Origin of the sequence: Vibrio salinus, assembly GCF_021272385.1 — a bacterium.
GTDB classification, from domain to species: domain Bacteria; phylum Pseudomonadota; class Gammaproteobacteria; order Enterobacterales; family Vibrionaceae; genus Vibrio; species Vibrio salinus.
Genome location: NZ_JAJSDZ010000010.1, coordinates 244234 through 266776, shown reverse-complemented (window position 1 = coordinate 266776; position 22543 = coordinate 244234). Strand labels below are relative to the sequence as shown.

15 protein-coding genes are annotated in these 22543 nt (G+C 43.5%); all 15 read left to right on the top strand.

Going from position 1 to position 22543, the window contains the following annotated elements; translation table 11 throughout:
* Positions 1-2 precede the first annotated feature (2 nt).
* The 15 genes from tssE (at position 3) to LRQ06_RS14635 (ending at position 22464) form a co-directional block, all read left to right on the top strand.
* Positions 3-440, top strand: coding sequence for a type VI secretion system baseplate subunit TssE (gene tssE / locus LRQ06_RS14705; RefSeq protein ID WP_232767646.1), 438 nt, complete (start codon positions 3-5; stop codon positions 438-440).
* A 3-nt stretch (positions 441-443) separates the two neighbouring features.
* A complete protein-coding gene (tssF, locus tag LRQ06_RS14700; RefSeq protein ID WP_232767643.1) occupies positions 444-2213 on the top strand; it encodes a type VI secretion system baseplate subunit TssF in 1770 nt (589 codons plus the stop codon).
* Complete coding sequence (gene tssG / locus LRQ06_RS14695; RefSeq protein ID WP_232767641.1) at positions 2177-3175, top strand: type VI secretion system baseplate subunit TssG; 999 nt, start codon at positions 2177-2179, stop codon at positions 3173-3175. Before tssF ends, tssG begins: the two co-directional genes overlap by 37 nt.
* Before the next feature lie 15 nt (positions 3176-3190).
* Positions 3191-4642 carry a type VI secretion system-associated FHA domain protein TagH gene (gene tagH, locus LRQ06_RS14690; RefSeq protein WP_232767638.1) on the top strand — a complete coding sequence of 484 codons (1452 nt, stop codon included), beginning with the start codon at positions 3191-3193 and terminating at the stop codon, positions 4640-4642.
* Positions 4643-4644: 2 nt separating this feature from the next.
* Entirely contained in the window at positions 4645-5121 is a 477-nt protein-coding gene (gene tssJ / locus LRQ06_RS14685; protein ID WP_232767635.1) for a type VI secretion system lipoprotein TssJ, read from the top strand.
* A gap of 5 nt (positions 5122-5126) precedes the next feature.
* Positions 5127-6461 (top strand): type VI secretion system baseplate subunit TssK, encoded by a 1335-nt coding sequence (gene tssK, locus LRQ06_RS14680; RefSeq protein ID WP_232767632.1) that lies wholly within the window; start codon positions 5127-5129, stop codon positions 6459-6461.
* An 8-nt stretch (positions 6462-6469) separates the two neighbouring features.
* Complete coding sequence (gene icmH / locus LRQ06_RS14675) at positions 6470-7243, top strand: type IVB secretion system protein IcmH/DotU (RefSeq protein WP_232767629.1); 774 nt, start codon at positions 6470-6472, stop codon at positions 7241-7243.
* 26 nt (positions 7244-7269) lie between these two features.
* The gene (gene tssH, locus LRQ06_RS14670; RefSeq protein ID WP_232767626.1) at positions 7270-9906 is read left to right on the top strand and encodes a type VI secretion system ATPase TssH; all 2637 of its coding nucleotides are present in this window, start codon (positions 7270-7272) and stop codon (positions 9904-9906) included.
* A gap of 2 nt (positions 9907-9908) precedes the next feature.
* Entirely contained in the window at positions 9909-11456 is a 1548-nt protein-coding gene (locus LRQ06_RS14665; protein WP_232767622.1) for a sigma-54 interaction domain-containing protein, read from the top strand.
* Positions 11435-12133 carry a type VI secretion system-associated protein VasI gene (vasI, locus tag LRQ06_RS14660; protein WP_232767620.1) on the top strand — a complete coding sequence of 233 codons (699 nt, stop codon included), beginning with the start codon at positions 11435-11437 and terminating at the stop codon, positions 12131-12133. The genes LRQ06_RS14665 and vasI overlap by 22 nt, the downstream gene beginning before the upstream one ends.
* Positions 12134-12143: 10 nt before the next feature.
* Positions 12144-13595, top strand: coding sequence for a type VI secretion system protein TssA (gene tssA / locus LRQ06_RS14655; RefSeq protein WP_232767619.1), 1452 nt, complete (start codon positions 12144-12146; stop codon positions 13593-13595).
* Between the two features lie 22 nt (positions 13596-13617).
* The gene (tssM, locus tag LRQ06_RS14650) at positions 13618-17166 is read left to right on the top strand and encodes a type VI secretion system membrane subunit TssM (protein WP_373054853.1); all 3549 of its coding nucleotides are present in this window, start codon (positions 13618-13620) and stop codon (positions 17164-17166) included.
* Positions 17167-17257: 91 nt separating this feature from the next.
* Complete coding sequence (locus LRQ06_RS14645; protein ID WP_232767618.1) at positions 17258-19381, top strand: type VI secretion system Vgr family protein; 2124 nt, start codon at positions 17258-17260, stop codon at positions 19379-19381.
* On the top strand, positions 19363-19956 hold the full coding sequence (locus tag LRQ06_RS14640) for a DUF4123 domain-containing protein (RefSeq protein ID WP_232767616.1): 594 nt from the start codon (positions 19363-19365) through the stop codon (positions 19954-19956). The genes LRQ06_RS14645 and LRQ06_RS14640 overlap by 19 nt, the downstream gene beginning before the upstream one ends.
* Positions 19957-19971: 15 nt before the next feature.
* The gene (locus LRQ06_RS14635; RefSeq protein ID WP_232767614.1) at positions 19972-22464 is read left to right on the top strand and encodes a LysM peptidoglycan-binding domain-containing protein; all 2493 of its coding nucleotides are present in this window, start codon (positions 19972-19974) and stop codon (positions 22462-22464) included.
* Positions 22465-22543: the final 79 nt, after the last annotated feature.

Genomic DNA, 22543 nt, shown 5'->3' with positions numbered 1-22543 from the left:
TCATGTCCTATATCGCACCAGAGGAAATTGCATTTGGCGTTGGTTTCCTGGAAAGGCTGGAAATTGGCGCTAAACCCAGATCTTTGACTCAGGGGCCAGATGCCATTGATGTCCTCAATTCGATTAAAAAAAATGTATCGAATGTGTTGAATACCCGGTTGGGCACTGCTCAGAGTGCCCCCGATATTGGTTTGATTGATTTTAATGACGCAACACTGGAGGCGATGGATCTATCACTTCGTATCCGTATTGCAATTAAAGACTGTTTACGGACATTTGAACCACGTTTGAAGCACATATTAGTTGAGTCGGATAAAGATGAGTTAAATCCTCTTACATTACGGTTCCGAATTACCGCTGACATCAATTGCGAGGCGCTTCACGACAAAGTGAAGTTCAACCTTTTATTAGATCAAAACCGTCGATATCGGGTGTATTAAATAATGGCGCAAAGCAAATATTTCCGTGAAGAGCTTTCTTTTTTAAAAGAGCAGGGAAAGCAATTTACTGAGCTACATCCCCAATTATCCCGTTTTTTGCATGGACAGGTAACGGATCCGGATGTGGAACGCTTGCTGGAAGGATTTGCCTTTCTGACCGGACGGCTCAGAGAAAAGGTTGAAGATGAATTTCCGGAGCTGACACATTCAATTATTAACATGCTATGGCCAAACTATTTACGTCCTATCCCCAGCATGAGTATTTTGCAGTTTACTCCTCACCGCAATGTGAGTGAAAAGCAAGTGGTAAAGGCTGAGAGTCAGATTAACAGTACCGCTGTTTTTGGTACTCAGTGCCAGTTTAAAACCTGCAGGGACGTGAATTTATATCCGGTTGGGATGGAAAACATCAGTTGCCATAATACCCGGGAAGCATCGGTCATCGATATTGCACTGGCAATGACCGGCGATATGTCTGTTCATGAAGCAGCTCTTGACTCGCTAAGGTTGCACTTATCGGGTGAAAGGCATAGTGCTCAGATGTTGTATTTTTGGATTAATCATAATTTAAAAAAAGCATCTGTTGTTGTTAACGGTACGGAGTTTTCATTACCGCTATCGGCGATAAAACAGGTTGGATTCTGTAATGAAGATGCCTTATTACCTTATCCTAAGAATGTCTATGAAGGGTACCGGGTTTTACAGGAATATTTGGCGTTTCCTGAAGCATTTCATTTTTTTGATATCGAAATGCTGGATAAGGTTATTCCTAATTCTGTCAAGGGTGAGTTCACTATAAAGCTGACGTTTGATAAGACATTACCAGCCAGTGTTCGTGTAAATAATGAAAGTTTTAAACTTTATTGTACGCCGATCATCAATTTGTTCGAATACGATGCCGATCCGGTGGCACTCACTGGGAAAAAAACGGAATACCGAATTATACCATCCAGCAGAACGCCTTCTCACTATGAAGTTTTTAGTGTTGACCATGTTGAAGGCTGGCAGGATAAAAGTCAGGAAAGTCAGAGAGTTCGTGGTGAAAAACGGATTTATCATTCGTTTGAGAGTTTTCAGCATGAAGTTGAAAGAGCTAAAAACCGAACCGCACTTTACTACCGGACACGAATTAAAGACAGCATTCGTGGCGATGGTTTTGATTCTTATATTTCTTTTGTCCGGGGTGATGAAAAAGTTTCTCATACCATTGATGAGGCGATTTCTATCCGTTTGACGTGTACCAACCGGTTATTACCGATTGAGCTGGCTGTTGGGGATATTTGTGAACCGACGAATACGTCACCAACATTTGCAGATTTCAGAAACATAACAGTACCAACACAATCTTTGCGTCCCATTCTTGATGGTAGTTTGTTATGGGTTTTGATTTCCAATTTATCGCTGAATTACATGTCTCTTTTGTCGAAAGATGCATTGAGTAGTGTATTGAGGGCCTATGATTTTAGGGCTCTGGTTGACCGGCAGGCTGAAAGGGTTGCCAGAAAAAGACTCGAGGGAATTAGTAAGATCGTGACAAAACCATTGGACAGAGTGTTGAAAGGTTTGCCTGTCAGAGGACTTCAGTCTGAGCTGTATGTGGATCAGTCGGCGTTTGATTCCGAAGGTGATTTATATCTGTTTGGTACTGTTTTGAGTCATTTTTTTGCACTTTACGCCAGTATTAATTCGTTCCATGAGCTTGTGATGATTAATACAACAAATAATGAGAAGTATTCATGGGGAACACAGACAGGAATTCAGCCCCTGATTTAAGAGATATGACGGCCTGGCTGGGTAATGAGCGGTCGTATAATTTTTTTCAGTTGGTTGAAACAATTCAAAAGTTTCAGGATTGGGATCCGGAATCGGATGAGTGGGAAAAATTTTGTCAGTTGGTGTTTACCGCAAACCCAAGTTTGGGTTTTTCAACATCGGACGTAACAAATGTTCAGCAGGTTGGTGGAAACAGGGTCGTTGTTGAGACCAGCTTTTTTGGCTTGGCCGGAGCGAATTCACCATTACCCGGATACATTATTGAACAGCTTATTGATAGTGATAATTCAGGGCTAAAAAGACCGTTTTTGGATTTTTTTAATAACCGAATGATTACTTTGATTTACCGGATGTGGCGAAAGTACCGCTATTACGCCCGGTTCAAGCCCGGGGCTGAAGATCCATTTTCACAGCAATTATTTGCTTTGATTGGGGTGGCCGATCCTCACATGAGGGGAGAGACAAAAGTTAACTGGGCAAAAATGCTGGCGTATTCAGGCATGTTGGCAGGCCGGAGTCGCTCTCCTCAGGTAGTGGCTGGGATTATTGCTCATTGTTTTGATTTGACGGACGTTTCTATTCGTCAATGGGAAAAACGAAAAATTGCTATCGACCCAAGCCAACGATGTGCTTTGGGTGGAAAAAATTGTGAATTGGGCGTGAATACGCTGACAGGGACAACGGCTTTTGATTGCAATGGGAAATTTGTCATTTGTATTAGTGGGCTAAGTCGTCGCCGGTTTTGTGATTTCCTGCCTACAGGAAAGGATTATCCGGCACTTCGAAATCTTGTTGAATTTATTTTACGAGAGCAGCTGGCTTACGCATTAGAGCTTGCGATGGATGAAGATGATATCCCTGATTTTAAGTTAAACCGGGATGATAGTGTGGCGTTGGGTTGGTATACCTTCCTGGGTAAGGAAAAAACAAAAAATAATGTGTCAATTCAGGTTAGGGGATAGAGGAAGAGTAACAAAATGAATGATTTGTCTTTATCAATGGTGATCACGAATACGAAAAAATTAGGATCCGGGATGTCACCGAAAATGAGCTGGACGGATCATGGTGGCAGTATCGGTTCAGGTTTTGCTGATGACTGGAAGGTAAAGGACAACGAAGGAACAGTGCGACCAATGCATTGTGAAATTACCACCGTTGATGGTGCTTTCTGTCTTAAGGATACAAGTGGTGAAACTTTCATTAACGGTTCAACGATGCCAATCGGTAAAAATGAGCTGGCAAAGTTGTGTCATAAAGATGAAATACAGGTTGGAGCATACCATATTCGTGTGGCTCTGAAACATATGAAAAATGACCATGACTCAGAAGGATCTCTGGATCAGTTAGTAACAGATGGCGATGGATTGTTGGCAAATGGTAATGCTGATCTATTAACCAGTCAGCAGGAACAATTGTTATCAGATCCTCTTTTAGCGTTAGATGAAATGATGGATAAACCTGAAGATCCGGAAAGGCTAATTAAACATGAGGAAGAACGTCCACCGAAATATGAAGAATCATTGAATGATCTGGAGTTGTCTGAACAGGCCACGGCCATAACGACTCAACAGTCTGATGGTGAGAATGCAATGACATCTTCAATGGGTTTAAAAAGAATATTAGGGTTTGGGAAATCTCTGACACATAAAGTGCAGTCTCATTTTGAAACCGGTCAGGAATCGGAAAATGAGATGAACAACGTCAGAACAAAAGCGGAGCGTATACCGCATCAATCAGAAGGCTATGGTATGGACAATAACGTATTGGATTTACTGGAAGAAGAAGTTGCGAAAAGTATGGCACCTTCTTCTCAGTCCAGTGAATCAAAAACACATAATCACCTGTTAACCGGTCCCATGTTAAATGGTATGGGAGTGGATTTTGCGGACAGTGATGACATGAAAAAAATGCACATGTTATCTCAGGAATTAGGCGAGTCATTACGATCTTGCATCGAAGGGCTGCTGGAGCTTCACAAGCAAATTGACAATGGTCATTTCGGTGTAATGAACCGTAGTTTACAGCCCATTGAAGATAACCCTTTACGCCTTGGGCTGGATTATGATGAGACAATTAAAACGATGTATGACGCGGATAAAAGTCTTGTTCATCTGTCTGCACCGGCAGCAATTAGTGAAAGTCTGAAAAATATTCGTGATCATAACGATGCGGTTCAACATGCAACCGGTGAAGCTTTACAGCAAATTTTGGCGGCATTTTCACCACAGATTTTGCTTCGTAGATTTAACAGCTATAAGCGTTCGCAGGAGAATGAACAGACCAGTAAGGAAAGCTGGGCATGGAATATGTATTGCAGCTATTACGAAGAATTAACATCCAGCCGTCAAAAAGGGTTTGAAAAATTATTCTGGCAGATTTTTGAACAGGCTTACGACAAAAAAATCAGAGAAAAGCAATTGGAGTTTTAACAGTGAAAAAGCTGCTATTTACTTTATGCCTGATGGCATCTTTGACAGCCTGTTCATCGAAAGAAGAATACAACCCGGCGGATGAGCAGACCACAGTCACATTCAGTATGGTGAGTGATGATGGTGTAAACCCGAATATATGGGGTGAGGCATCACCAATAGAAGTTCAGGTTTTTGAGCTTGAGGACGATTCTATGTTCATGTCTTCCGACTACGACACGATTAAGGCAAATTATAAAGCGGCATTACGCAGTAATTTCGTGAAAAATTATGATTTTGCCCTGACCCCCGGACAATTTAAATTTGTCAGTGCGATAAAAATTTCCCCGGATACGCATTATATCGGTGTTTTAGCTCATTTTTCTGAACCAGAACTGAGTGACTGGAAAAAAGCGGTAAAAGTGATTAATAAAGGGCGTCAGTACCATCTCTTGATGCTTTTTAAAGATTATGACGTGAAGTTGGAAAGAGTGGAATAACTGGTATGTTTACTCATAATCGAGTCATTTGGAATGAAGGGTTATTCATCAAGCCTCAGCATTTCCAACAACAACAACGTTATACCGAATATCTGATTGAAGAACGGATACGCTCAGTAAGTTCGTATTTATATGGTGTAACGGATTTCAGTTTAAACCTGGAATATTTATCGTTTGGACGTATTGCGATTGAGCAAGCTTCCGGAATTATGCCTGACGGCACGGTTTTTCGTATCCCTCAGGAAGCCCCTACGCCTGATCCGCTGGAGATTGACGATGCCTCACTGGCCAATCAGCTCATTTATCTGGCGATTCCGCTTAAGAGTGATTCTCTGATGGAAGTCGACTGGCCGGATGAACCGGGTACCGGGCGTTATGTAAGCCGGAGTCAGGAAGTGCGCGATACGCATAGTATTCAGGGTGATAGTACGACACTGGATGTGTCTCCGGTTAATATTCGTCTGATGCTTGAGAAAGAAGACAGAAGTGCTTATGCCTCATTTGCTATTGCCAGAATTTTAGAAAAACGTCCGGATGGCAGTGTGGTTCTTGATGGTACATTTATTCCGTGTCATCTGAATTCAACGCTGAATCATGAACTGCACCGGTTTATGACAGAAATGGGCGGTCTGATGGCGGAACGTAGCAAAAACATTGCGCAACGCCTGAGTTCTCCGTCACAGGGGGGCGTTGCAGATGTCTCTGATTTTATGTTGTTGCAGTCTCTAAACCGGATTCAGCCGCAGATGCAGCATCTGGCCGATTTACGATCAGTACACCCGGAACGTTTATATCAGTTTTTAGCGTCGGTTTGTGGTGAGTTGGCCACTTTTACGAATGAAAGTCGGACACCGGGGCATATACCATCCTATAACCATGATTTACCAACGGATTGCTTTACGCCGGTTATTCGTTATATCCGTCAGTGCCTGAGTGTTGTACTTGAGCCACGGGCGGTGTCTATTCAGTTGGATAAACGTAAATATGGTCTGATGGTTGCGCCAGTGAACGATCCTGGCTTAATGGATGATGCCGAATTTATTATTGCCGTTAAAGCTCGTATGCCGATGGATGAGCTTCGGAAAGTCTTTATTCAGCAGACTAAAGTGTCATCGGTTGAAAAAATACGTGATCTGATTTCACTGCAGTTACCGGGTGTTCCGCTTATTTCGCTGCCGGTCGCCCCTCGTCAATTGCCGTATCATGCCGGCTACACCTATTACCAGCTAGATAAATCCAGTTCTGCCTGGTTGATGTTACAGGATTCGAGCGGTTTTGCTTTCCATGTCGCTGCCGCATTTGATGATCTGGACCTTCAATTCTGGGCGATTAGGAGTTAATGATACTGATGTCTGATACAAGTGAAAATTACAATGATTTGTTATTCGACAGTGTTGAACAAATCAATCTGGATAAAGATTACTGGTTCCAGCTACGCGGGGATAATCCTAACGTATTAATTGATGCTGCTACACCTTTATTCGGTTTGGCTCTGCGCGTGAGAACACTAACGTATTGCGACAGCATTGAGCAGATATATAACCAGACGGTTGAAGAGATCAAAGCCATTGAAATCGAGCTTGGCGAAAATGGTTTTGAACACGCCATTATTATGGCTTACCGCTATATTCTTTGTGCATTTCTGGATGAATCTGTAATGGGGACAGAGTGGGGCGCTTCCTGTCTCTGGGCTGAACATTCAATGCTTTCCCGTTTTCATAATGAAACCTGGGGGGGTGAAAAAGTATATACCATTCTGGGCCGGCTTGAAGCGGAACCTAAGCGTTACCGGTCGTTACTTGAATTCATTTATCAGTGTCTGATTCTTGGGTTTGAAGGTAAATACCGCGTGATGGAAAACGGCCATGAGCAACGTGAGCGTGTTATTAGCGGGTTACATGAGCTGTTGTATTTAAATGATGACCCGGATGCTAAGACGCCACCGCTGACTGATGCGCAAAATCATGTTGTTGAAGAAAAATACCGACTGGGCTTTCAATGGCCTGTCTGGAGTGTTTTTGCCGGGTTTATTGCATTCTGGTTTGTTGTTTATTTCGGTTATACATGGCTACTTCACGATAAATCGGCAGACGTTATTAACCAACTCAATCAATTACTTTAATTATAATATTAGGCTAGGTGATCAAAGTGATCCGTATAGAATTACCCACTCTTATTTCAAAGCTGAATGAGCAAAGCAAGCTGGCATTAGAGCAGGCGGCTTCTCTTTGTATTGAACGTCAGCATCCCGAAGTGACGTTTGAGCATTATTTGGATGTGTTGCTAGACAATCCGTTGTCTGATGTCCGTAAAATTCTTAAAAGCGCAGATATCGATTATAGCGAGATTAAGCTGAAAATTGTCAGCTCATACCGTCATGGTGATTATGTTGATACATATCCGGCATTTTCGCCAATGTTGGTTGAATTACTTCAGGAAGCATGGTTGCTTTCAACAACAGAGCTGAATCAGAATGAGCTGCGTTCCGGAGCCATTTTTCTGACCGCTATTACCCGTTCAGAACGTTATTTATCGTTTGAATTGATCAAGCCGTTTGAACCTCTGAACAGAGAATCTCTGAAACGAAATTTTGCTGTGATCCTTGCTGATTCATCTGAAACTAAAGTAGAGCCGTCTGCTGGCACTGATGGCACTGATGGCGATAATGTACCTGTGAATGGTGCAGAAACGCCATTAACCAAGTTTTGTACGAATGTGACTGCACAGGCAAAAAATGGTGAGCTTGATCCGGTTCTTTGCCGGGAGAATGAACTCAATCTGATGATTGATATTTTATGTCGTCGACGTAAAAACAATCCGATTGTTGTTGGTGATGCGGGTGTTGGTAAAAGTGCCATGATTGAAGGGCTGGCGCTTCGTGTTGTAGCAGGAAATGTTCCAGAACCGTTAAAAAATGTTGAGTTGTGGTCTCTTGACTTAGGCTTGTTGCAGGCCGGTGCTTCTGTTAAAGGTGAATTTGAAAAGCGTTTAAAAGGTGTCATTGACACCATTAAAAATTCACCAACTCCTATCATTTTGTTTATTGATGAGGCTCATACTCTTATTGGGGCCGGTAATCAGGAAGGCGGTGGTGATGCTGCAAATCTGTTAAAACCGGCGTTGGCCCGGGGAGAGCTGAGTACTGTTGCGGCGACAACCTGGAAAGAATACAAGAAATACTTTGAGAAAGATCCGGCTCTGACACGGCGTTTTCAACTGGTCAAACTGGAAGAGCCTTCTGTTTCTCAGGCTGTGGACATTCTTCGTGGATTAAACTCTGTTTATGAGAAAGCCCACCATGTCCTGATTACTGATAAAGCGCTGAAAGCGGCGGCTGAACTTTCTGCCCGTTATATTTCCGGTCGGCAGTTGCCGGATAAGGCCATCGATGTTCTGGATACGGCATGTGCCCGTATTGCGATTAATCTGACTACGCCACCGAAACGACTGGCTCAGCTTGAAACCCAGTGTTATCAGCGTCAGCTTGAAATCGACATGTTAGAACGGGCTAAATGGCTGGGAAATGATGTGGATGTTGCTCGTCTGGATGAGCTGAAAACAGAAGAGTTTACTGACGAGGAAGAAAAAAACGCATTACTTGAAAGCTGGGAACAGCAGAAAGAATTGGTTTCTTCGATTATTGAGCTTCGCTCTCAACTGATGGAAGTGTCCAGTCAGGCTGAAGCGGAAGAGGGGAATGAATCTGATATTGAAGCAGCTGAACTGGCTGCCGCATTAAAAGAAAAATACGCCGGGTTAGAGGCTATTCCTCATGCAGAGCGTCTTATGTATCCTCAGGTAGATTCTGAACAAATCGCTGACGTGATAGCTGACTGGACAGGGGTCCCAGTCGATCAGATGAATACCGATGAATTGCATAAAATAACCCATCTGACTGAGATTCTTGGCAAAGTCATTAAAGGACAGGATATTGCGATTGAGCGTGTCCACCGTCATTTGCTGACAGCCCGCGCAGATTTACGTCGTCCGGGCCGTCCTAAAGGCGCATTTTTGCTTGTTGGCCCCAGTGGAGTCGGGAAGACAGAAACCGTTGTACAACTGGCTGAACAGTTGTACGGGGGTAAACAGTTCTTAACTACCATTAATATGTCTGAGTATCAGGAAAAACACACGGTATCCCGTCTTATTGGGTCACCTCCTGGTTATGTCGGTTTTGGTGATGGCGGCGTCCTGACGGAAGCAATCCGGAAAATGCCTTATTCTGTCGTGCTTCTTGATGAAGTGGAGAAGGCCCATCCCGAAGTTCTGAATATTTTTTATCAGGCTTTTGATAAAGGTGAACTGAATGATGGTGAAGGACGTCTGATCGACTGTAAGAATATCGTCTTTTTCTTAACGTCTAATCTTGGGTATCAAACCATTGTTGATCATTCTGACACACCAGAGCTGATCGAAGAGCAACTGTACCCGGAATTGGCGGCATTTTTCAAACCAGCCCTTCTTGCACGTATGGAAGTGATTCCTTACTTACCTCTGAATAGAGATGTTCTGGAAGATATTGTGAAAGCGAAACTGTCAAGATTGGAAACATTGTTCGCTACCCGTTATTCGGCTGAAGTGGAAATTGAAGATGTTCTGATCGATGAAATACTGAACCGGGCTATCCGTTCTGAAAATGGTGCGCGGATGCTGGAAGCGATTATTGAGGGGCAGCTGCTACCACCTGTTTCACTTTCTTTATTAAACAAGCTGGCAGAAAGAGCCCCAATTTCAAGAGTCCGTTTAACCGTCGAAAGTGGGGAATTTATCGGAGAGGTTGAGTAACCATGAGTAACTGGTTAGCTTACGCCACTGACCTTGTTGTTGTCAGAAAACCTGACGACCTTATGGCATTATTTGTTTCAACAGTGAAACGAGAGTTAGGGCTCACTACTTGTGAGCTCCTTATTCCGAGTGCCGATGGCAGGACGTTAGTTGCGCACAATACCGAAACGGGTCATTCGTGGTCAGTAACCGATTTTGATTGTCCGTTTGCCCATGTATTACAGAAGGCAAAACCCATGGTAATCACTTCCGACGAAGTGGGGTTCTGGCGTTCTAACCGGTTCTTTAACCAGTATGTCGAAACATTAGGAATGCTCGACTCTGTCAGAGTTGAGCCACTGCCTGTCGGTAAAAGTGTTGTAAAAGCCTTACTTTTTTTAGTCGGTGATAGTGAGAGTATACAGAGCTCATTTGCTGACCGGGATTTCCTGAAATTTATTGATGTATTCACTTATCAATGGGCGTTGTTAAGAGATATGCAGAGAGATGAAACTTATCAGCGTGATTTGAAAGAATCATTGTCTGAAGAAAAGAAAAACCGAACACTGCAGCAGCAATTAAATGTGCTGTCTGACTCTTTGATTGGTACCAGTGGTGCAATGAGCCGGTTAAGAGAGCAAATTATCAGTGCGGCTTCATCACAACTGTCAGTCATGGTTCAGGGGGATACGGGAACCGGTAAAGAACTGGTAGCGCGGGCTGTTCACGATTTTTCTGAGCGTTCTGACAAACCTTTTGTGGCCATCAACTGTGCCGCTATTCCGGAAAATTTACTGGAAAGTGAATTATTTGGTTACTGTAAAGGGGCGTTTTCCGGTGCGGACTCTGACAGAGCCGGACTAATCGCAGAAGCCAATGGCGGAACACTGTTTCTGGACGAAATCGGCGATATGCCTCTCGCATTACAGGCTAAGTTATTAAGAGTATTGGAAACGAGAAGGTACCGGCCTGTCGGTGGAAAAGAAGAACTGGGATCTGATTTCAGGCTGGTATCGGCAACTCACGTTAATTTGATTGGTCAGGTTAAAGAAAAACGTTTCCGTCAGGATCTGTATTACCGTTTATTTCAGTATCCGATTGCCGTTCCCCGATTATCGGAACGTTTGAGTGATCTGCCTTTGCTGGCGGCTCATTTTATTCATGAGTTTAATGCCTCTCATGGTAAGTCTGTCAGAGGGATCAATTTCCGGGTTGTTGACCGGTTGAAGCAGTATGCTTTTCCCGGGAATGTACGGGAACTGAAACACCTGATTGAATTTGGTTGCGCTCAGACACCGGATAACAGTGAAGTCGAATTGAATTGCCTTTCTCACCGTCTGGCTGTTTTCGAACAACAGGATCTTACAGAAGACTTTCCTGTGGATTCGGTAGCTGAAAATGTCTGCGAATTTTCTGTGATTCATGATTTAAAACAGGCTTTGAGCGATTTTGAAAGCCGCATTATTAAAGAACGTCTCATGATGTATTCCGGCGACAGAGCCAAAGCGGCAGAAAGTCTGGGTATTCCGAAAAGAACATTAGCGTACAAATGTCAGAAACTGGAGATTTAATTAAGATGCGTTTCCCTTCATTATTTTCGCTGATTCTTTTTAGTGCTTTGTTTTCTTTTAGCTATTTGTCTTACGCAGGTAGTACCGAAAGTCAGTCACTGGTGGAGAAAGCTCGTTCCTGTACCGGTATTCCGGAACGCTTGCCCCGGCTGGCTTGTTTTGATCATCTTTTTCAGACTCCGGTTCATAAATCTGTAAGTACCGGTACGACGGTCGTCCCTTTTTCCTGGCAACAGACAATGGATTCTTACAATGAAACCCGTGAAGGAGAAAAAACGCATCTGAATTTACAGACTATTGGTGAACTGAGTAATGCCTGGCTGACATTAGGTGCCACCAATGGAAGAGAACGTTATAAGAAAGGGCCGGTTCCTGTTTTGAAAATGAGTTGTATTGACAGAATCAGCCGAATTGAACTTGCTATGCCATCTGAAGTAAAAGAAGCCCGGGTCCGGTTATCTCTTGTTTCCGGAGATACCCGTTACTGGCGTACCGATGATACCGGGTTACTCCTGACTGCCGGGCGGGGAATACCAGCCATTAATCAGATGAAAAAGATCATGCAGGAACGGAGCATTACCCTGCGTTCGAATGATTCGTCTATTGATGGCTTAACGTTTGAAACCGATACATTGCGTGACGCGTTAAAACCGTTGCGTGAACGTTGTGACTGGTAGGAGGATTAGCATGGAATTATCGCAATACCGTCAATGCATTTCAGCACCGGTTAGTGGAGATGCTCCTACCGGTATCCGGTTAGTTGATGACGTTTTATTTGAGTATGTCGATGATCAGATGATGAAAGTCGGTTCGCTTGCTCATGACACGATTGAATGGCAGGAAGTTGAAAGCAAGACGGTTGACTTACTGGCTCATAAATCGAAAGACATTAAGTTACTGACTTATTTGACACAGTGCCTGTATCACCAGCTTTCTCCTGCCCGTTTTAATTTGTCTCTTATGTTATTAGGTGACTTCATTGAGCAATACTGGGAAGAAGCATTTCCGGTGCCGGGTCCGAAAGGAAAAATCCCCCGTAAGCGTTTGTTAAGCCAGTTAGGGCAACGGGTTAAAGATGCTTTTGAGAATGTGGATTTAAACCGGTTTGTTGATGAACGGGAAGAGGAATTAAAACAGGCTGCAGATGTTCTTGATAATGCACTGGAAAAGCGGGCGGTTGAATCCGATGAATTAACATCTGTTATACGTCATATTCGTTCTCACATCAGTCAGGCTGAACAACGGAGAAAGCAGGCTCAGATCCAGCAGACACAGAAAACGGAAGCATCCACGTCGTCAACTCAGGTTAATCCGGAAGGGCAAAGTACGGCGAATTCATCCGGCTCCGGTCCGATGAGCTCGGTTGTGGTTGACTCAACGAATGAGAAAGCCACAAAAAATACCTTATTGAAAGTGGCAGAAGTTTTGAGTGACCAGCATAACGGTGGTGCGCTATCCATCCGGGTCAGACGGTATGCAGTGTGGAGCAGTATTACTTCCGTGCCGGATAATAACTCAAAGGGAGAAACCCTGCTTCGTCCAATGCAGCAGGATCGGGTAAAAGATTATCAGGATATGATGAACAGCCCTGATCTTGTGTTATGGAAAAAAGTTGAGCAGAGCTTAACCATGGCACCCTATTGGTTCGAAGGACACAAAATGAGTTATGAGATTGCCCGGGCTTTGGATCGCAAAGACTGGTGTGAAGCGATCCGGGATGAGACAGAACGTTTTCTTAACCGTTTACCTCAGCTTAAAGAGTTGTCTTTTAAAGGTGGTGTGCCTTTTGTTCCTCAGGATGTTATTGACTGGTTGCTTGAAACAGCACCATCCGGTAATCAGTCCTGTGGTGGCTCTCAGGGGTGGGGAGACATCCGTAAACAACTGACAAGGCTAGCGGAAGAAAAAGGCGTGAATGACGCTTTAGCCATGGTAAATGATGGGCTGGAAAATGAAACCGAGCCGAGAAATCAATGGTATTGGCGGTTAATGTCTGCCGAACTCATGAAATCACAGGGGTTTGATGCAATGGCCAGAGAGAACTATCAAACCCTTTACACACAAGCGTTAAGTATGAATGTTTCCGACTGGGAACCTTCCATTATTCAACAATTAGAAAAATATACTACGTCAGAATAAGTAAGGAACACACATGTTAATTATGTGGAAACGAGCGTTAGGGCTAGCAAGAAAAATTAAGCCGGGTATGTTTAATCTGGCTCCAGCATTATTACTGGTCCTTTTTATATTGATCAATGCCGCAATCTGGTTTATTGGTCCATTGTGGACGTTTCATGGAGCCAAACCACTAGTCACTGCGTCTGAGCGACTAATGGTTATGATGATTTTTTCCTTAATCTGTATCGCTATGTGGGGATATGTGCAGTGGAAAAAACTGCAAAAGTACCGCGCAAAGCAGGAACAGGAGGAACGGTTCCGTCAGGATCCGATTAAAGTTTATGAAGAACGGCAGGAAAAAGAACTCAATCGTGTCGTTGCCGGTATGACCAAAAATTTAGGCCAGAAAAACAGCCTATATGCGTTGCCATGGTTCGTCGTTCTTGGTCTGGAGAATGCAGGAAAAACCAGTTTAATTAATCGCTCCGGTCAGAAATTCAGTTTTTCTTCAGTGATGAAAGCTTCCGGACAGAAGAGTGAAAATCCTTATTCTTTCGACTGGTGGATTGGTGACCAGGGCGTGTTAATTGATCCCGATGGGGAACTTTTGACTCAGGGAAACCGCGATGAAGACAACGATGGCGAACTTGAACGTCGTTTATGGAAACATTTCGTCGAATGGTTAGATCGTACCCGTAGCCGTCGTCCTCTGAATGGAATTGTTCTGGCTATTGATGTCGCTCATCTTTCGACGGCGAAAGCATCAGAACGGAAAGCTTATGCAAACTTACTCCGGGCCCGCATCCGGGAACTGGTTGAAACACTGGCTATCCGTTTACCCGTATATATCACTTTGACGAAACTTGACCTTTTGTACGGGTTCGAGCCACTTTTTAAACATTATACAAAAGCACAACGAGAAGCGGCTCTGGGCTTTACGTTTGAGCTCAATCAGGATGAAGATAACGTTGACGGTTGGCTGAATAGCTTTGATTCGGAATATTCGGGCTTTGTCTCCCGTCTGAATGAGCTGATGCCTACCGCGGCGGTGAAGCAGACTGAGCTGGAAGAACGCAATGCGATTTACAGTTTTAGCCGTCAGATTGCAGGTTTGCAGCCGATTCTGCACGATTTTTTCCAGGAAGCTTTGTCCAGCGATCAATTCTCTACGCCAGCCTTAGTTCGTGGTATGTATTTTACTTCTGTGTATCAGCAGGGGGTTCCGACCAATGCTTTTGATGATGCGGCTTCCCGCCGTTATGGATTATCTCATGCGGTGAACCGTGCTCAAAATGCAAAAAATTCAAGTGTTTATTTTTCTCCTAAATTATTTAGTCACATTATTTATAACGAGGCCGGACTGGCAAATGACAATAAACGGGTTGCGACTCAGAAACGCCGGATTATCGGACTATCGGTGGCGGCCTGTTCTGTTGCAACTTTGATTCTGTTTGGTTACTGGCAGCGTTACTACAACGTCAATGTCAATCATGCAGAAGCTGTAATTTCCAAAGTGAATGAGTTTAAACATCAACTGCCGGAAAATATTTATGCGGCTTCACAGAAAGATGTTCTGGAGTCTTTAAATAAAATCCGCCAGGCGACGTTTGAATTTGGTTATTTCCGGGATAAATCCAGATACTTTTCAGAAATGGGACTTTATCAAGGGCATACTATCGGACCCAAGGTAGAGAAAACGTATCTGGATTTGCTGGAAGCCCGGTTCCTGCCGATTCTTATGGCCGATGTTATTGTTAAGCTGAATCAGGCAACAACGGAAGATGATAAGTTAGCCGCATTGCGCGTTTACCGGATGATGACGGATAAACAAGGGCGATATAAAGATATCGTGATGAACTATTTTTCCCGTTACTGGGCCAGCGAATTTCCTGGAAAACGGAAAACTCAGGAACAGCTCATGGGGCATTTAGATTATGCGATGGATCATACGGATATTGCGAAGGCAAGAAAGGAAGGCGATCCCATTGCTGATCAAATTATGCATCCTTACGATACCACCATCGCGGCGGTTCAGACTGAGCTGGGCTCTGTTCCGACCGAGGAGCGGGTTTACCGTAATCTGAAGCTGAATTCTCAAACTGTTCTTGGGCCGGCGATTAACTTGCGCAGTCTGGTCGGGCCGGTATTTGATATGGTGTTTGAAGATAAAGTGTCTAATGGTAGCAGTTTATACATTCCGGCGATGTTGACGAAGAATGGTTTTGATAACTATTTTGTACCGCAGATTCAGGAAGTGTCGGAATTAGCGCTTATTGATAGTTGGGTATTAGGCATCAGTAAGACGGCTGAATTCAGTGAAGCGGATAAACAGGCGCTGCGTGACAAAATCCGGGAGCTGTATGTCCACGATTATACAGATACATGGCAGCAGGCACTGGCTGAAGTGGATGTGAAATACTTCAGTGATATTAATGATGCGGTGACGGTTTTGGACAATATGACCGGAAGCGTTGAGCCATTACAGCGGCTTTTAAGAACGCTGGATAATAATACAGAGCTTTATGCGGACCTTCCTGAAGATGAAGATGCCCGTGATGAGGTGCTGAAAACACCGAAATACCGTGTTGCTTCTGAGATTGATTCGCCGTTCAGTGAACTGAATGGCATGCTGAAACCGGTGGGAAGTAAACCGGCATACATTAATGAAGTTCTGAATTCGGTTGATGAGCTTAAACTGTATCTGAAGTCAATCAAAAACGCTCCGGATATGGGTATGGCGGCATTAGAAGCAACCAAAGCGAGAATGAAGCTGCTTAATTCTGATCCGATTTACACCTTGAAACGGGTTGCATCCGGATTACCTAAACCTCTGGATGACATGATGACGAAGCTTGCTGATGAAAGTTGGTTTGTGGTCCGTCAGGAAGCCATGAAGTATCTGGAACAGCGTTGGCACAATGAAGTCTACCGGGTTTATCGTCAGAAACTCGCTGGCCGTTATCCATTTAATCCGCGTTCCCGAAAAGATGCATCTCTGGAAGATTTTGAAGATTTCTTTGCGCCAAATGGTGTGTTGGATCGCTTCTATAATGAACAGCTTAAGCTTTTCATTGACGAAAGAAATTCAATGAATTCCGATGAAGAAAATGGTGATGTGATTAAGCCACAGATTCTGGCTGAGATTAAGAAAGCGAAGCGGATACAGAGTGCCTTCTTTAACCGTAAAGGGGTACTGGATGTGAATTTTGCTGTTGAACCAATGCGCTTGTCCGGTAATAAACGCCGGAGTGTGCTGAATGTCGACGGGCAGTTCTTATTATACAGTCATGGTTCGCGGGAGAATGCAGAACTTATCTGGCCGAATACACTACGGGATTCTGCCGTATCTAAGATTACCCTGATTCCGACCAATACTAATGTTCAGCCGAAAAGCATTACGATTCAGGGGCCATGGGCATTCTTCAGGCTACTGGATCGGGGGGATGTGGTGTCGGCAAGTAATACTTCTGTGGATTATAAATTTACGGTCGATGGTGGAGACATGGTGTATCGCATTAACTCTGAAGCCGATGCGAACCCCTTTACTCAGCCACTGTTTAAATCATTCAAGATATCCAGCACTTTATATTGATGTTTGTACAGCGGAACCTGTTTCAGGTTTCGCTGTGTCATAGAAAAGAATACATGGCGCGATGCACGCTAAATAGTGAAAGGCATGATGTATGGCAACGTTAGGGTTTAATTTCACAATTGACGGTTTGGATGATGAAACGTTAGTTGTTCGTGAGTATCAGGGGCATGAATCGGTTTCTGACTCTTTTGACTGGCAGGAAAAGCCGTGTTTTGGCTATCGCTACCAGATTGAGCTGGCAAGCCGGCGTAATGATTTAACGGCTGATCAGATCGTAGATAATAAAGGATTATTGGAAATTGTTCGTAATGGTGAAGTGGTGCAGCGGGTTCACGGTATTATTCGTTGCTTTACCAAAGGCGATACCGGACATCATCACACTTTTTATTCTGTCACACTGGTTCCGTCGCTTGAGCGGTTATCTCTTCGTCAGAACAGCCGTTCGTTTCAGCAGAAAACCGTACCGGAAATATTATCTACGCTGTTGCAGGAAATGAATATTTCTGATTATTCGTTTGCGGTTCAGAAAGCCTGCTCAAAGCGGGAATATTGTGTTCAGTACCGTGAAAGTGATTTGGCATTTTTTCATCGTTTGGCGGCTGAAGAAGGATTGATTTACAGCTTTGTCCACAGTAAAGATAAACACCAGTTGGTGGTAACAGACAATAATGACACCTTTCAGACTATGGAAGGAGAAGTGCCATACAATGCCTTGTCCGGTGGTGCTACGGATGTCATGTATGTTAATCAGCTGACGTCTCATACGCAATCAGAAGTCAGCTCTGTTTCGATGCAGGATTACAGTTTTAAAAAACCGGATTATTCGTTTGCTCAGTCGGCAGAAGCCGACTCGGCGGATTACCAATTGTCTTCTTATGAGCACTTTGACAGTCCCGGACGTTATAAAAATGACGTGGCAGGAAAAAAGTTCGCCCGGGTCCGGCTGGCGTATCTGCGCCGGTTGTCTGAAACATCGACGGGGAAAAGTAACCATTGCCAGCTTCAGTCCGGCGTGAAGTTTACATTGGGTGATCATCTGGATTCTGAGATGAATCGTGAGTGGCTTCTGGTTGCGGTTGATCATCAGGGCCGCCAGCCTCAGGCATTGGAAGAAGCCGGAGGTCATGGGGAAACAACGTACGCGAATCAGTTTACCGTGATCCCTTCCGATCATATCTGGCAGGCAGTGCCACAGCCCAAACCACAGGTTGACGGGCCGTGCATTGCTATTGTGAAAGGCCCGGAAGGTGAAGAAATTTATTGTGATCAGTATGGCCGGGTGAAACTTCATTTTCCCTGGGATCGGTACAGTAATGGCGATGAACATAGTTCCTGTTGGGTGCGGGTATCACATGACTGGGCCGGAGCGGAATATGGGATAGTTGCCATTCCCCGGATTGGTCATGAGGTCATCGTCTCATTTCTTCATGGCGATCCCGATCAACCTATTGTTACGGGACGGACCTACCACGCCAACAATACCCCGCCATATACGTTGCCGGAGAATAAAACCAAAACGGTGTTACGCACTGAATCTCATAAGGGCAGTGGATATAACGAACTGAGCTTTGAAGATCAGTCAGGTAGCGAGAAAATTTCGCTTCATAGTCAGAAAGATTTTGAGGCATTAATCGAAAATGATCAGATTAACGACATTAAACACGATCAGCATCTGACGGTTGAAAATGAGCGATTCTCCCACATTAAAGCAAACGATCATCTGACCGTGAACGGTGAACAGCGCATTAAGGTGAGCAAAAATCACAGTCAGGACATTGGTGGATCGCTTGAGCAGAAAGTGAGTTCGCTGACAGCGGTTCAGTCTGGAAATGCCATTTCGCTGAAAAGCGGCGCCAAAATTGTGGTGGAAGGTGGTGCGGAACTGACTCTGAAAGTCGGTGGCAGCTTTGTCAATCTTGGCGGTTCCGGAGTGAGTCTGGTGGGCCCTTCCATCAATCTCAATGCCGGTGGCAGTGCCGGGTCTGGGGCATCCTATGGTGGTAGTGCTCCGACAAAACCTAACGTTTTACAGGCTCTGGATAATCCGGATGAGATTGAAGATCTGTCTTCAGAAGCGAGTAAAACATCGAATGTTTCACCCTTAGTACGGACTGGAATTACAACACTTGATTATGCGGATATGGTAAGTAAAGGCCAGTTAACCAAAGAAGTTTGTAATTGCGGAAAAGGTGGCACATGTCCGATACACGGCTAGATTCTGAATGGCGCGTTTCTGAAGTGGATATTCGTTTATTGAACGCAAATAACAGAGTATACGCAATAGTTGAACCTCAATTGTGGGATAAATGGAAATTTTGGTTATATAAGTCAGTGATTGATCCTCAGTTTGCTTCGTTGTTTTCGGAGACACCTTATTCTCATATTGAAAATGGGCCAGTCATAATGAATCTATCGGGGTCGTCGGAGCTTTTGTCTGAGTGTGTTTCGCAAATGGAACAAATACCCTGTGGTTGTTTTTTGGTTATTAAAAAGGGGCTGGATTGGGAAAGTGTTCTGAATAATGCACGAAGATCTATAGCTGTGACCAACGAGCGTACAGAAGCATTACTCAGATATTATGACCCAAGAACGTTATTGCCGCTTCTTGCTGTTATGAGTGATGAAGAGCGTTTTTCTTATTTCTCTACTATTGAACAGTTTATTTGGCACAACAAAAAATGGTTAACAGGCTGCATTCCCTCTTTTTCTTATGCTGGAAATCCACCAGAGAAATGGATTATGACCACCGCTCAGGTGGAACGAATGCAGTTTATATTAAAACAGTGGTGACGGAGTCTGTAGTAAATGACAAATACATATACCGTGAAACAAGGCGATACTTTATTACAGGTTGCCATTGATAATCAGGTCGAATTTATTGAATTATTAGCCCTTAATCCGAAACTTCAGCCTAATCCGGACCTTATCCACCCCGGAGAAGTCGTGGTGTTGCCCGAAGATTGTAAGATCGAAAAGACGAAAGCAACTCATCCGGTTGAACCGCCAGAGAAGAAAAGGCCAACGTCCCAGACTGGTTCGATTTGTTCTGAACCTGCCTGTAAAGAATCTGAATATGTAGATATTTTGTTTGTGCTCGATAAAGATCATAATCCGAAAGATTATTATTGCTTAGATGAAGAATCGCAGAAATATCTTTTAGATGAAGTTGAACAGACGGATAAATTGATTGCTCTTTTGAAAGAGCTTCAAAATGAAGCGCCATCAACGGAAACGGCTACTGAGGAAGAACTGGCCCAACATACCTTAAAACGGGAAGCATGGCTTAATGATGCTATTTATGCCGGAGCAGTCAAGCCAAAGGCAGAGAACGCAACAAAATCGAATTCATTGAGTAAAAGTGAAAATGCTCAGTTGGCGGAAACAAAGCGTCAGGAAATCGAAAAAAGGATTCAGTTTGTAAGCGAGTATACCTCAATTTTTCATCGAGAAGAGTCGCTTAAGACTCTTCAGAAAAAGGTTCTTGAATCGTTAAATAAAGAGTTAGCCCATTGGGAATCATTAACGAAGAAAGCCGAAGTCAGTTCAACATCAAAAGGGGCAACGAAAAAATCGGTTAATCTGGATAAATTTAACAATGGAAAAAGCTCGAAACTTACATCGGATGTGAAGCGCCATATCCGTGAAGTTTTACTGGTTAGTCAAAATAAGGCAATTTATATCCGGGATGAATTTTTTGTACGGGAAAAACCTTATTGGAAGAAAAATTCGTACCACAAAGCATTAAAATCCGTTTTGGATGCCGCTAATCCTGGCAAACTGAAACAGGCCATTAAAGATGACTTGAGCCACGGGGTACTGAAGAATAAAGAAATTTCAAAAAAACTGTCCAAAAGTATTGATTTATGGACTCCTGATGGATGGCACTGGAAGGTGTGGCAGGCCACGGGTAAGGTTAAAACGGATAGCGGTCATACCTTGTTTGCTGTCAGTGGAAGCGCACAATTGTTTCGCTGGGGTGCAAAGGCATCGGTTGATAGTACGTTAGAAGTTAAGGATGGAGTCAAAGCTGATATTGGCATTGGAGCTAATGCTTCTTTTGCCTTGGCTGAAGCGTCCGTTAAAGCGAACTGCTATGTTCCGTATGAAAAAGGTTTTGGTCTGACACTCAGTTATCTCGATGCGAATAAAAATCCGGCTCTTTATTCCTTTGGTCGCTTTCGCTTTAATGCAGGGATTGAATTAGGGGCATTTGTTGGTGTCACCGTTGATGGTAAAGCTGGTGCTGAAGGAGGAAATAACCGAGAGCAACCTTCTGGAACCGAAGTGTTGCTGTCTCCCAGAGCAAATATTGGTCCTTGTAAAAATCATGGTGGTCAGATTGGTATTAGCGGAGAAGGATTTGCCGGCGCGCAGGTTGGTGGAAAGTTAACCGGAGGTATTGAATGGTTAGATCCAAAAGATGAACCTGCATTGAAATTTGGTGTATTAGCATCGCTGGGCGGTGAAGGAAATCTGGCCTTTGGGGCTGGTGCTGGGGTTGATTTTCAGTTTGCGTTAATAGGGACGCAGTTTTATCTGCACTGTGCTGCCAGAGTTGTATGGGGATTAGGTGCTCAGGGTGGTTTTGCTGTTTGTGTTGATGTTGGGAAAATTTGGGATCTTGTACTGGTTATCTGGAAAGGACTGCAATATGTGGACTATCGTACATTACAAAGTGTTAATGAGTTAGCTTATGAGTATTTGACTAAGGCGAGTTATTTGGCATTTGCTTCTGATTTTATTGATTCACCAACTAATGCATTGGAAAATTCTGTAGTTAGTGGTGTTCAAAAGGTTAGTGATGCTTGGGATACTAGAAGTGAGCTACATAGAGAAGCTGATTTTTTAGCAAGAAGAATATTAGACACAAACAGTGATATTTGGAGTGGAGTGTCAAAGGATTATTTATTCCCAGAAACTATTGGGATGATGTTAAATACTTTGGTTGAAGGCTTTTATCTTAGTTTTGATGAAAAGCAAGAGAGTGCTATTTGTTTTCTTTTGAAAGAGACAACTTATAGCTGGAGAAAATTTGAAGAAATCTTAGCAAGAATGAACGAAACAGGCACTAAGGAAAATAGTGTAAAGAGTTTATTTAAAAATATGGATCGGCTTAATGCGATATTAGATGGTACTCAGCAGAGACAATTTAATAAATGGGTCTATGAGCTTAGTCAGAAGAATAAATCTTCTCTTGTTTTAGTTAATGACGGAATACCATTTAAGCCAGCACAGGGTAACGTATTTAGAGATAAAAGAGAACAAATTCAGAAACAGATAAATAAAATAACTGTTTGAAAAATAAATGTTACTCAGTTTTTTTAAATTATAAAAATGAAGACTGTAAAAGATTCGGTGGGAATTATTAATCTGATAA

Excerpts from the sequence above, each read along its gene's own strand:
- tssE (WP_232767646.1), top strand. The coding sequence starts at position 3 with ATGTCCTATATCGCACCAGAGGAAATTGCATTTGGCGTTGGTTTCCTG.
- tssF (WP_232767643.1), top strand. The coding sequence starts at position 444 with ATGGCGCAAAGCAAATATTTCCGTGAAGAGCTTTCTTTTTTAAAAGAG.
- tssG (WP_232767641.1), top strand. The coding sequence starts at position 2,177 with ATGGGGAACACAGACAGGAATTCAGCCCCTGATTTAAGAGATATGACG.
- tagH (WP_232767638.1), top strand. The coding sequence starts at position 3,191 with ATGAATGATTTGTCTTTATCAATGGTGATCACGAATACGAAAAAATTA.
- tssK (WP_232767632.1), top strand. The coding sequence starts at position 5,127 with ATGTTTACTCATAATCGAGTCATTTGGAATGAAGGGTTATTCATCAAG.
- icmH (WP_232767629.1), top strand. The coding sequence starts at position 6,470 with ATGTCTGATACAAGTGAAAATTACAATGATTTGTTATTCGACAGTGTT.
- LRQ06_RS14665 (WP_232767622.1), top strand. The coding sequence starts at position 9,909 with ATGAGTAACTGGTTAGCTTACGCCACTGACCTTGTTGTTGTCAGAAAA.
- vasI (WP_232767620.1), top strand. The coding sequence starts at position 11,435 with ATGTCAGAAACTGGAGATTTAATTAAGATGCGTTTCCCTTCATTATTT.
- tssA (WP_232767619.1), top strand. The coding sequence starts at position 12,144 with ATGGAATTATCGCAATACCGTCAATGCATTTCAGCACCGGTTAGTGGA.
- tssM (WP_373054853.1), top strand. The coding sequence starts at position 13,618 with ATGTGGAAACGAGCGTTAGGGCTAGCAAGAAAAATTAAGCCGGGTATG.
- LRQ06_RS14645 (WP_232767618.1), top strand. The coding sequence starts at position 17,258 with ATGGCAACGTTAGGGTTTAATTTCACAATTGACGGTTTGGATGATGAA.
- LRQ06_RS14640 (WP_232767616.1), top strand. The coding sequence starts at position 19,363 with ATGTCCGATACACGGCTAGATTCTGAATGGCGCGTTTCTGAAGTGGAT.
- LRQ06_RS14635 (WP_232767614.1), top strand. The coding sequence starts at position 19,972 with ATGACAAATACATATACCGTGAAACAAGGCGATACTTTATTACAGGTT.